The organism is Vreelandella piezotolerans (genome assembly GCF_012427705.1).
Taxonomy (GTDB): domain Bacteria; phylum Pseudomonadota; class Gammaproteobacteria; order Pseudomonadales; family Halomonadaceae; genus Vreelandella; species Vreelandella piezotolerans.
This window is the reverse complement of the sequence record NZ_CP048602.1, coordinates 419,660-432,275: the sequence shown is the minus strand read 5'-3', so window position 1 is coordinate 432,275 and position 12,616 is coordinate 419,660. Positions and strand designations below refer to the sequence as shown.

Annotated in this window: 7 protein-coding genes; 4 read left to right on the top strand and 3 right to left on the bottom strand. The window is 49.6% G+C overall.

Annotation, left to right across the window (positions count from 1 at the left end):
* Positions 1-567: 567 nt before the first annotated feature.
* The 3 genes from GYM47_RS18275 to GYM47_RS02020 all read left to right on the top strand — a co-directional run bounded on the left by GYM47_RS18275 (position 568) and on the right by GYM47_RS02020 (position 3,112).
* Positions 568-1,062, top strand: a complete 495-nt coding sequence (locus GYM47_RS18275) for a hypothetical protein (protein WP_194928591.1) — start codon at positions 568-570, stop codon at positions 1,060-1,062.
* Positions 1,063-1,477: 415 nt separating this feature from the next.
* Complete coding sequence (locus GYM47_RS18270) at positions 1,478-1,801, top strand: hypothetical protein (RefSeq protein WP_196781574.1); 324 nt, start codon at positions 1,478-1,480, stop codon at positions 1,799-1,801.
* Between the two features lie 471 nt (positions 1,802-2,272).
* Entirely contained in the window at positions 2,273-3,112 is an 840-nt protein-coding gene (locus GYM47_RS02020; protein WP_153844044.1) for a hypothetical protein, read from the top strand.
* Between the two features lie 497 nt (positions 3,113-3,609).
* On the opposite strand, the gene GYM47_RS02015 is transcribed toward GYM47_RS02020, so the two are convergent.
* Positions 3,610-4,494: a helix-turn-helix transcriptional regulator gene (locus tag GYM47_RS02015; RefSeq protein ID WP_153844043.1), complete on the bottom strand. Its 885-nt coding sequence runs from the start codon at positions 4,492-4,494 to the stop codon at positions 3,610-3,612.
* 425 nt (positions 4,495-4,919) lie between these two features.
* Here GYM47_RS02015 and GYM47_RS02010 point away from each other — a divergent pair, with 425 nt between their 5' ends.
* Entirely contained in the window at positions 4,920-5,297 is a 378-nt protein-coding gene (locus GYM47_RS02010) for a YegP family protein (RefSeq protein WP_479694270.1), read from the top strand.
* Positions 5,298-5,469: 172 nt separating this feature from the next.
* Here GYM47_RS02010 and GYM47_RS02005 read toward each other — a convergent pair.
* A protein-coding gene (locus GYM47_RS02005; RefSeq protein ID WP_153844041.1) for an IS3 family transposase occupies positions 5,470-6,602 on the bottom strand; the annotation gives its coding sequence in 2 pieces (ribosomal slippage) (positions 5,470-6,332 and positions 6,332-6,602; 1,134 coding nt in all).
* A gap of 499 nt (positions 6,603-7,101) precedes the next feature.
* Positions 7,102-12,501 (bottom strand): hypothetical protein, encoded by a 5,400-nt coding sequence (locus GYM47_RS02000; protein WP_153844040.1) that lies wholly within the window; start codon positions 12,499-12,501, stop codon positions 7,102-7,104.
* Positions 12,502-12,616 lie beyond the last annotated feature (115 nt).

The following is a 12,616-nucleotide window of genomic DNA, read 5'->3' as shown; positions in this document are numbered from 1 at the left end:
TCGCCTATTTTTAGATTCTTAGCTAACCAGTTAAGCTGAAAAATTGCTTTACGACATTATGTGCGCTTTATTGATTTACATGTCGGCCACGCCCCTTACCTAGCACACAACACCAGCGTTCCTCATATCGAGCACTGCCTCACTGCGTTCCTCCTAGGGCTTTTAGCTTGTAGAAGTGATGCAAATTGCCAGAGTCTGTCTCTACGAGCCGAATGAATAGGCCTCGGTCAGTTGAAAGAGTACTGATCACTTGCTTGATAACGCGACCAAGCAAACCGTCCCTGACAGTTCTGATGAAAGCGACAGGATCGGTTTACACATCCTGCGGTAGGCAGATCTCAGCCACAATTCCGTTACTACCAGTGCCGTCCTTCTCAGCGATTTCCATCGTGGCTTCCTGAAATGCACCACCCTTGCACAGCGCCAACGGCATGTAACATATGATATTGGTTAGCTGGTGTTGGGCGGCTTATGTACTATAACCCAGTGCTAATAACCTTCAGTCTATACATGATTTAGGGTGCTAGCATCGTTGAAACTCGTGCCGAATGTTAACCGGAGGTAACAATGAGAACACCGGACGAATTAGGCCAACAGATTTTCGCGTTTCGAGCCTTCGACCTACGTGACCGGTTTCCTCAGCCACTGGAAACGTTCCGTGAAGCACTTGAGTGTTTACAAAGCGATGACGCTTATATGGCGGCTATGAGTGGGGAGATAGTGGCATATCTTAGGGGAGGGGTCGCACTCAATATACCTGTTGACTTTTTTCTGCACCGTTCCGGAAATAGCGTTATCCTCGTAGCTCCAGAAGAAAATAATGCCGTCTGTGATGCAGTCGATGCATGGCTTCAAGAGGCGCTGATCGTAACCGACAACCATACACCTCACCCAAAAGCATCTACGAATCGGCCTTACCGACTAGAGCTACTGCTTGATCAGTGCGATATAAATGTTGAGGAATCAGATGACATATCCACTTGGCGTAATATCCCCGAAGTAGGCAGGGAACAGACAGATGCAGATGCTGTGTCCCAAAAGCCACCAAAAAAAGGGGCCTGATATCCATCGCTCTTCATCTTGTGTGAACCATCAACAGAGGCTAGACATCATGACGCAACCCCATGAACAGCGTAAGGATAAGCACACTCTTCCTTTTTCTGAAGCCGAGCTAGTAGCCAGGCTCACGCCATATACTGCCCACGCTGATGCACTAGCTCCCCCTTCTCCCGAAGAGCTTGAGCATCTGGGCAGTCCGGCTGATGGCGAGACGTCTAGATTGAAACTCGTCTCAACCACACTGCTATGGAAATATGATAAATTTATAGATAGCTGAAGCGATCGGCGACAAGCATAGGGCGGTTGTCAGCTTGGAAACTTTGACCTTACAACTTCGATGCCCCCATTGGTAATGGGGCTTGCAAATGAGCAATGCGAGTCATGAAGCGCTCCCTAAACAACGAAGAGGAGTCCATATATGCTGTCTTTACCCTCTGATGTTTTGGCTATCCTTCTCCCTATCGGCATTCTGATCGCCGCCCTACTGCTGTTTGGATCAGGGCTCGCCTGGGCTCTCTACCGTGATGGTCACAACGAAAGACAAAATCAAGAAGACTTGACGCGGGAAGTATTAGACCTTATCGAACCTTGGGCGGGCTCTAGAACCGCTGCCTGGGCTTGGTGTCAAACATATGCGATTCCTGCATTGGGGGGCCTGACAGCCGAGCAGTTGATGATGCAAGGCAGAGCTCACGATTTGATGGCTTACCTCGCCCATGTTCGCGAGGGCGGGTATGCGTAAACTGACGCTTATTTTCACCTTATATTGAAGGTTCATCCGGGATTAGAGGTTGGAGGTGCTCACTTCTACAATAGGCCCACTATGTAGAACCCATGACAGGGTTTCCTATGCCAATCCGACATTCCGGACCGTCACGCTAATTTCCAGTGTCATCAAAAAAATTTCCAGCAAGGCAATATCAGATCGGGGACCTGGAATCCGCCTCTGAGTCACCTACCTCTTCTTAGCCCTAGTCAACGATAAATAAATGACCAATAACAAACTGCTCTTATTACTCCGGTTAACCAGCTTTACCATTAGGGATAAATAATTGACTTCACTTACCCTTCCCCGCTACTACTAAAACAATGCTAAAAAATTTTAAAAAAAACACTAGCCATCTTAGGATAAGTTAATATAAAATATCTACACAATACATCTAATGTTTAATAAATTTAATGGCAATACATATATCAAAACCGGGGAGACGTCGTGAAACCACTAAAAGACAATCAAATATTCATCCTTGCTGCCAACTCTGCCGCCATTAAAAACGTGTATGACGAATACATGGAATATGATGAAGACAAAATCAATGACCCTGCTATAAAAAAGCTTGCCAGCTACATTTCTTCAACTATCAACAACGAAATCGGGACAGAATATGACACATCCATTCAACATGATTATGTCATATTCACAAAAGAGCACACGCCCAAAAACGCAGGCATAGTTTTCTATTTAGAAGCCACACTGGATAAAAAAATCGCATTAGAAATAATTCAAAAAGCACGTTCACTAGCTATTTATATTGTTCAAAAGATGCTTCCCGACGGGGACCTTTTCCAAGAGCAGCAAGCCGTATCTTGGATAGGTAGGGAAACAGCTCAGAAATTAGAAGAACGACAAGAGCTCTTTTTAACCAAATGGAGCAGCTCTAAAATCGCTGATGGATTTAGCCTTCTCGACACTCCAGAGAGCGATCCATTACTATGCGTCAACAATGAGTTTATTAAACCTGAAAAACAGACTTCAACGTCGACTACAACTGACGGAGCTGGTTTAGCCGATGGGTATTCATATAGCCGGAATGAAATATACATATTATTAATACAAGAAAATTCAACAAAAACCGGAGGCATCCGAAAATTCAAAGTTGCCCACCCCGACCTGCTTTCGACTATTAGCGAAGCAGCTTTTAAACGCCTACCTGTTCGGTTCACAGCAAGAAAAACAACCGAGACCAAGAGTCAAAAATCATCGTATACGCTCAAAACGCTGGAAATAGATAGAACGTTATTGGATACTGAAGGGTTTAAACTTATCCAATAAAATCGTACTGGATCTAGTTGCCAGTAGACACTTTAATTCGAAGAAAAAGATTGAGAATTTCCAATTTTTAGCAACAAACGAGCCAACCGTTTTCCGAAAAACATGTACATTGCCCAAAAAATAGGGGGCTGGCAATCAGAGGTAATAAATTCACTGGCAGGAGAGGTTAAGGTTTCATCAAACGACCACTTATAAATTAGCCAAGGAGGCAAAAACCTTAGGAGCGAAAAATAGCTTGTAATAAGGCCACAGCACCGAGCTGGCATCAATGCCAAGACTATGATGGCATATAACCTTGTTCAAAAGACTAAAAATTGAGATCAGACTGAATACTGGCAGCACTAAAAGGCCAAACGCCAGCCCCAAAAGACAGCGTTAAGAGAATCCCGCTGCGTCCTCAATCGATAAAAATACTTTATCAACAGCAATACTTAGGCTGATATCTTTATACGAAACTATTCGATATGTAAGTCACTAACGTCTCGACCACCCTCTGCCTAGTCCAGGCTTGGCGCCAATAGAAAACTTTCAATATTCATTTTCTTGATATCTTCAGCATTCTTCAAGTGCAGTAAAACGTGATGGCCTTTCAGGTCCGCATCAACCGTCGAGTCAACATTCCAACTATTGAGAAGATAACCTACTTGGGCTTTTTTAACCTCTTTTAAGAGGACGCCACCCTGCATTCTGAATTCTTCTTCTACTGCTCTCTGTTTATTCCTAGGTAACCGCGGATGAGGCTGGATGATTAACTCGACTTGTTCCATCCACTCAGCGTCCTCATCAATGCTTTCATTTTTCTCAAAGATTTCTTGGTACAATAGCTCAATGGATAACACGCGATTAATCACAAAATCCGAGAATTTTTTTCTTTTCCTGTCATAGGCACGGACGTGCCATCTCAACCCATTATTCATTAACGAATGCGGGCAGATTATTCGGGTTGAAGATCCACTCGATGTCGAAACATACTCGATTTCAACTGGCCTAGACAACGAAATGGCCCGTGAGAATGTAGCAGTAATATCTAGGTCGGGTTTTTCAAGGGCTATGCTGTAAGCGCAGCGAAAAACCTCACGGCTCTCCATAACGTCACCGAAACCACTTGTTAGCGTGGAGAGGCACTTCTCTGCAGAGAGAGGCAGTAAGCACTGGAATTGGTTGGTCGCTACGTAATGCTTCTGTCTTGGGTCATACACTATGTTAACTGGCGCTTCATCGATGTAGGTGCCCAAGTCGCGGGTAGCTGCCGCCGAGCTCACACCAAACCTGGACATAATGTCTTTCCGAGTGACCTTTCCAGTAAAGTAAACCAGAAATTCGATGTGAGCCAACCTTTCCAGCTGTTGACCTGAGACTCCTTCAAATGGCGTCCTCCTCATATCCTCTCTCCCCGATATACGTAAAGCCGAGCGGCCTGCTTTCCCACTTGGTTGAATATAGGATGCGCAAGGCCAGCCATCAAATCATTTTGATGATGATAGTCGCATTGACTGTATGCATCATTTTGATTACCATAATTGGCGTGCACTAAAAAACCCGAACAACAATGTGCTGATCGGGTTTGATAGCGCACTTCCACCGCCATTGGCAGTAGATTGCAGCTTTGACCGGCGAGAATTCTACTGCTCCATGGCGAACTTGTAAACGACTGGTTTAGAGAGGTATACAGTCATGGCAGTCAATCGTCCATATGGCGACAATAAGCGAGTAGGCGCAGTGCGCCAACGATCTCAAACTCAGATGAGCTCTGGCAGATGGGTAAAGCGTGATGCAGAGACAGGACGTTTCATGGATGTGAAATCCGATGATCTTCCGTTTAAAGGCGTTCGAAAGGAGGCTCGTTGATATGTCAGCTAAGTACCAAATTTTCCGCAGTGATCGCAGCGCAGAGTACTATTTCCGCCTTAAAGCGGGAAACGGGGAAATCATTCTGCAAAGCGAGGGATATCAGAACAAAACTGGTGCCCAGAACGGTGTCGGATCGGTTCGACAGCATAGTCCAGATGACCGGTTTTACGATCGAAAGACATCGACTAATGGAAGCCCTTATTTTGCTCTCAAGGCCTCTAATGGCCAAATTATTGGGGTAAGTCAGATGTACTCCTCTGCGGGTGCAAGGGATGCAGGGATCTCGTCTGTTAAGACGAACGGGCCTTCAGCACCAGAGGAAGACTTGACCTAGGCCGTTCCAACCAATAAGGAGTGATTGTTGATACCGCCTTGCTCATAAGGCGGTATTTTTTTGTGCGTCATTCCCAATCCCCACCTATGCACGTTCGCGGTATTGAGGTGGACCCATTCCGTTGGACAACCTGATCGTGTCCTTAAGCTCTGATCCGGTTGTTTCCCTTGGCTCAGGCTGCCAAGGATAGGGGGTGTCCGTAGTACACCTCATCGGGTGTTTGGTACTCAAGGGTTTGGTGGTATCGGTTCTGATTGTAATGCCGGAAGTAGCGGTTGAGCGCCTGTTTCAGGTGCTGTCCGTCCTCGAAGGCGGTGAGGTAGACGCACTCGTGCTTCACGCTGCGCCAGAGCCGTTCCACAAAGATGTTGTCATGGTAGCAGCCCTTGCCGTCCATGCTGATCCGGATGCTGTGCTCCTTCAGTACCGCTGTAAAAGCGTCGCTAGTGAATTGGGCGCCTTGATCGGTATTGAAGATCTCCGGCGTCCCGTGGCGCTGTAGAGCCTCCTCCAGGGCATCAATGCAGAAGTTCGTGTCCATGGTGTTGGAGACCCGCCAGGACAGCACTTTGCGGCTGTACCAGTCGATGATGGCGACCAGGTACATGAAGCCCCGAGCCAGCGGAATATACGAAATATCAGTCGCCCACGCCTGGTTGGGACGATCGATCGCCAGCCCCTTGAGCAAGTACGGGTAAATCTTGTGCCCATCGCCGGGAATACTGGTTCTGGGGCGCGAATACACGGCCTGGATACCCATGGTGCGCATCAGCCGTTGCACCCGCTTCCGGTTGACCCGGTAGCCTTGGTGCTGCAAGTGAACCCGCATCTTGCGGGCGCCATAGTACGGCGTTTCCAGGTGCTGCTGGTCAATCAGATACATTAGTTCCAGATCCTCCTGACGTGGCTCACGAGGGACGTAATACACTGATGAGCGGCTCAGTTTGAGCAGCTCACATTGGCGCGAAATGCTGATGTGGGGATCCGCTCGCTCGATCATCGCCAACCGGCGCTGACGGCTTACTGATCGAGCTTGCGCGACAAAAAATCACGTTCCACCGTCAGCCGGCCAATCTCGCGATAGAGTTCATCAGCGCTGGGCTCGTCGGTCTGTTTGGCGGTCTTCTTCTTGCCCTCGAAGAGCTCAGGAGCGTTCTCCAGCAGTTCACGCTTCCAGGTGCTGACCATGGTGGGATGGATCTGGAACCGGGCAGCAATCTCGGAGGTGGTCTCGTCACCTTTGAGGGCGGCCAGGGCGACTTTAGACTTGAATGATGCGCTGTACTGCTTGCGTTTCTTGCTCATGACTCTCCTCCTTGTGGAGATGATGAATCAGAGCTTAGGCACCTGTCCAAATTTCGGGGTCCACTTCAGTATCTCGGTGGCAAGATGCAAGCGTAGCCACCTTGAAGGTAACTGGCCTTGTCGCTTTCAAGCAGACTTTAGATCGTTGCGCTGGCCTAGCCCTTACAGAGAATGTAACCGTAAACCATTTTTGCGATTGTGCTGAACTATACATAACGGACTGCAATACAAGCTTGCTTTGCCTGTATGCCGCTGGTTTTGTAGGAGGAAGGCATATTGCCAGCAGAATCAATACGTACCACAAGCAATACGGATGAAGCATTTCGTAATCCGGCAATCTAGCGCGATTCCGGCATGTTCAGCACAGCCGTATCACTAAAAAGCCAACTTCAAAAGCTCGTAGTCAAGTTGAGCTAACAGCGCCTTATGGCCGCTAATACCAAAATGCTCATTCATGCGATCGGCACCAACTGGCTTGAGTAAATAAGGCAGTGGATCGCTAACAATCTCCCAGCGCAGGAGAAGATAGTCCACCGAACAGGCCACATGCCAAGACTGCAACGGCGAGTTCATGGCTATTGCGCACAGTGCCAACCGGCGACCTTTTGAGGCGAAGGGCGGCGTATTGTTGACGACGGTCCAAGACACCCTCTACCACGATGGGAAACGGGTCGAGCTGGAAGCCATCGATTTCGTCGTCTGCATGCAAACCATTATCTTTCAATGCATAAACCATCTCGTCTGGCATATTCCTTGACACCACTTGTACATTTTGCTTTGGCACCCCAAAAAGTGCCAATACCTTCATAAAGAACCGCAGGTGAGTCTCGTGGCTCATTAATAGCTGGCGATTTTTGCTAATTAAAAAAGGCAATTCATTGAGGCCCATACACTCGCCTTTAACGGCCAAATCACTTTCCTTTATCTTCTCAATATGCTCAAAGAAGCGACGCCATGCTTTTTCGCCCAGGCTTCTCAAGAAGATATATGGATAGGTTTCGCCATTGACCCACCTATCATTATTGTTTTTCACCTTGAACCGCATATGTGACTCAGCTTGCCGAACGCCTTTTGCGATCGTCTCAATGTTTTCTGGGCTGATATTGACCCGCTGACCAGCACGCTCATAGCTCATGCCCAACCCGACAAACCGCAGCATTTTCCATAAGGCCGTGAAGGTCAACTCAGCATAGGGCACGGTGATATCGACCTGCTCAAGCGCCGGGGCTTTAAGTCGTCGCAGGTTGCCCGTGTGTAGAACACCGGCAATTTTCCTTGCCCGTTGATGACAAACGGGCGTTAGTTGATCCGCCCAATCGAATAAACAATGACTGTAATTCAACAAACCAATACGCGGGTGCCGATGCCCCATCAGCCTCGCCGACGCCATGCCGCTGCGACGCGATACCGTGTGATTAGCTCCTAATACTTGTTGGCGTATCGCTCGCGCATCGACACCCTTACATATCGATTGGGTTAGCGCTGTGTTAATACCGAATAGAGCCGGTGCCAAGGTGTTATAAAAGGCGTGGCGACAATGGTGCAGTGTTAGCCCGTCACTTGATGTCCCCTGGCGAAGCAACTGTATTAACACCGGACTGACCTGCCGCGACCAAGAGATGAGCCGTGCCTGGCTTTCATAAAGCTCACACAAGATTGGCCGTTTTACGTCATTACCTGCCAATGAGGTAAAACGACTGAACACCTGTTCGATGATATTTTCTTCGCTACCATCCAGCGCAAAAAGCAGAGGCACGGCACGTCGGCTCGAATCGCTTTTCAGCTTACGCTGGGCATTGTCGCGAATCAGGACCCAGCGGGTGTTTTGATGCTCACACCAATCACTGCGTTGCAAGCCAATGGCCTCCTGCGCCCGCAGACCAAACCGAAAGGTGAGCAGCAGCACAAATCCCAGTAGCAGGAACGTTTCATCGCTGTGGTGTCTCCATTTCGCAAGTAGCACTGACTGGCACGCAAGATACTCACTTTGTACTAGCATGCCTGGGCGCACGCTGCGCCGATCGTCCGAGACTGATAGCTCCTGCCAGTCAGGGCTCGCCACCCCTAACGTTTCAGCCCAGGCATGAAAATCGCGCAGTCGGTGGCTAAAATATGTCACGTCTTGCGACGCCAACTCGACGAATGTCAACATCTTGGCATACAGCGCTGTCACCTCCTCTTCGTCGTGATCGACTAGGTTTGTCTGGTAGCCGAACTCGGCAAATGCCGTCTTTAATGACGAGAAATAGCGCGTTAACGAGCTTTGCGCATAGTCGTTTTGCTTCCCGACTTTGCCTCGCCGCATTAGAAAGCTTATCCACCGAACTAACAGCATTACGCAGGCGCTCACCTCTCCTTCGTATCGGTTGGTTAGCTTATCGAGCTGTGAGGCCGTCCGCCGCGATTGGCGCTTTGTATATCCTTTTAGAACCTCCAGTACTTCTGTATAAAGACGATTCGCACTTTTTTGCTGCTCGACTTTACTCATATCCCGCCAACTAGGCGTCACACCGGTCGATAAATTCACCTCCATATCGTGTTGGGTATCATGGGGGGTAGGGAACGCAAACCTATTCCCATCACGAATGCGCAGCTCATCGACTAGCGGCAGGCTTGTAGAAGGGACGCGGCCTGCTAACGCACCTGAGACCAAACCGGGCAGCGTCAGTAAATTAGCTTGGCACATCAGCTCACTCAGCGTGGTCAATACCGTTTGAACACTTGCCTCCGGTAACGTTGGCTGGTGTGCTTTCAGTGCTTCTGGGGGAGAGGTGATATTACCTGGGAGCTTGACTTGGCTGAGGTCGACCTCTTTTTGAAGGCCTTGACCGGCCGCCAACAAAGACGCGGTTTTATAGCTAACCCGGTGACGCTGAGCGGGGGCACGGTAGTCCGCCATGTCCAGGCTTTCACTATACTCGAGCAAATAGTCCCGTTGATGCTGGATGAGTCGATAGTTACGCCCTTGAGCCACATCAAGCAGCATGCGTGGGTAGCTGATGCGTTTTTCCAAGCATAGCAACAGGGCGCCGACGCTCAGCGCGCCGAGTTTGGAAAACTGTGCTTTAAGTCCTGTTTTGCGAAGATTCTCTGCCCACTGCTCAAAGCTCGGTAGTAACGAAACGGCCTTGACGGCTAGCGCCGTGATGAGTGATTTCTCTGCAGCGGCTTCAGCGACGCGTTTGTTTATCGAATATTGATATCGGCTGCCTTCCTCTTCCAAGCGCCGTAACAAAACCGATAAACGAAGTGACGCATACGGGTGGATGACGGAATTATTTCGATGCAACATCCGCTGGACCAACGTATCAACGTCTGCTTGTTGGATATCTGACAGGGGTCCACCCCCCAAGTAAACGTCAATATCCTTACTGGCCCCCTCGTGTTCTCGCTTGATAGTGCGGCGGCGCTCTTTTTCTCGCAGGCGTTGCCCGAAGGGCCGCGGCACTGGTGCTTTTTGAGCTTCACCAACACCCCTCAGGCATTGAACAGAGACCCCAGGTAATATCGTCGGCGCAGTTGGCGGTAAGAAGCCCAGGCCATCAAAAGCAGTATCGACCTCGCGAGCATAGGCGTCTGCATCATGTTGCCAGCAGCGCGGCGAGAAATCCCCATAGCTAGCCACGCTTCGCTCCGCATGTCCCATCCAACCATCTACTACCTCTGCGGGCACGCCTAAGTAACGTAATTGTTGGGCATAGCGATGACGAAACACATTGCTGGGCAGTGGCCATTGAAATAAGGGAACACTGGGTAAATCCATGGTCGACGTGGAATGCCATGACAAGCTCTCATCGAGCAAGAAGAAAAACGGAAGGGTCGATAGGCCGTCGCCTGCCAACACTTTGTATACTGCCTCGGCCAGCATCGGGTTCACATCATCCAAGGCTATCGCTAGCGACTGCAAGTGCGAAATATAGCAATGCACGAGTTCGACGGCCTGATGGGGTAATGGCACGACACGGCTGCTTCGACGTCCCTGGTCCATTTTGTCGTTCAGGTACAAACAGCGTGCTGAGAGATTAAAATGCTGCAGGGATTCGAACGGGTCCCGAAGAAACCGACCGCCTGTTGCAGCGTAGAGCCCCATTACACAGTATTGAGCCAGCGCATTATGGTAGTGGACGAGCCCTGCTTCGGCGCTCTTTTCAACCACGCTCCTCGCTTGCGCTATCTCGTCACGCAATAACGACGTTATTGGCGAAAGTCGGCTACCGATAAGATTGACGCTTGGCGGGAAAGGGGCAGACGCGGCCAGGCCAAGAGACAACCCTTTTTCGATCGCAGTGATATCCCATGTTGCATAGCTGGAAGCCCCAGGCAACCCTGCATTGGGGTGGGCACTTAGCAGTCGCGCCAAATGCGGATCTTGAGTGCGATCAAACACAACCTGACCCCAAACATGTGCCAGCTTAGCACTCGTAACGCGTGGGAAATGTGATTGTGCCTGCTGGTAAAACCAGCGCTCCAGCGGGATAGCACCTTCCCATAGGTTGCGTAGCATAATCGGCGAGGTATTTTGTTGACTCGCCCTCTGCTGGAGAACACTGGCTACTTGGGTGGGCAACTCAATGGAGAGTACCTCTTCTAGCGGATAGATATATACCAGCGATTCCCCTCTGCCCTGCCACGCATTCGCCCGCCGAGGAGATGTTCGAGCGATAGAGGAAAAATCTTGTGCCAATGTCCATTCGTCGCCCGGGGTATCATCGATTCGAAATTGCTCGGCGAAATAAAGGGTGCGCGAAAACCGAACTGACAGCCACACCATTACGGCACCCAATTGGTCTACGGAATCAAGAGAGAATAAACCCTGGTCTATCCAGTCCAGCAGAACCTCTTGTTCAGGCGGTAACAGCTTTTCCCAACTCCACGGCAAAAAATGCGACGCTTCCGCCGTTTGCACAAAATAGCTACGGCTCGCCAACTGCTGCTCAGCATTACTCTCTGAAGGATCCACCGTGGCAACATAGGTGCCTTCATCTTCTTCTGGATCGAGATCCGCCCTTGCCTCGTGTCGATAGGCATAAAACTGGTACTGGGTGTCTTCTCCCTCTTCATTAACATGATGGACCACCGAGACGGCAGGCGGCACAAACCGCTCAATACGCAATAACGGTGCCGTCGCTTCATTATTTATAGGCGCTACTTCGCCACGGGCAATACGGGTAACGGAATTAAAGAAACGATTAACCGCTCGGTTATTAGAGTAATCCAGGCGTATTTCATTGATAGCAAAAATGAGCGCATCGTTAACACGTTCCAACGTCGGCTCGTGCTCCCCGACAAAGCTTCGACACCGCCGCAAGAGCGCATCTATCATCTGCCACTTTTCATCGTAGGGCCCGATCGTAATAAATCGTGCCGCGTCGCTTATATGGCGGTCCGCGATACATTTTTGGTGCGCAATACGATGCAGCGCATGAACGACCAGCCACAAACGCAGCAGGCGACGCCAAAACAAGAGCGCGTCGTTACTTGCTTGAGCCTGGGGGTTGGTGGTCATCGTGATCAAGAAGGTTTTGTTTGTGACTCCACCTTCCTGAAACTGGCGTTTATTCTGCTCCACATCACCAGCATGCGCCTCTACAGGATATTCCCGTGAGATTTGATGGTCAGCATTAAAACGATCGACAAACCGTTGCAGCTCATCGACAAGCGGATCACCTGCCCAGGAAGCGAGAATCTCGATAGACTCGGGGTGTGAGCACTCTCGAACTAGATTGGCGATAGCATCATTACGGGGACTCAAGCCAAGGGCGTGATAAATAACCTGCAGCACATCCAGCAAGTCCTCATCATTCGACCACGCAACCAGCTTTCGAAACCGCTTCCCGAGACTGACGGTCACTGCCTCAAGCTGCTCATTGTGACAATTTCCTACGACCTCTTGTGACATTAATGTCCCTCACGTCCAGAAGCGGCATTTGCCGAAAACCGCTCTATCATAAGGTTTAAAGCCATTTTTTGCCATTTAAGGACAAAATAAATGTCCTTATATCATCAGTCTCATA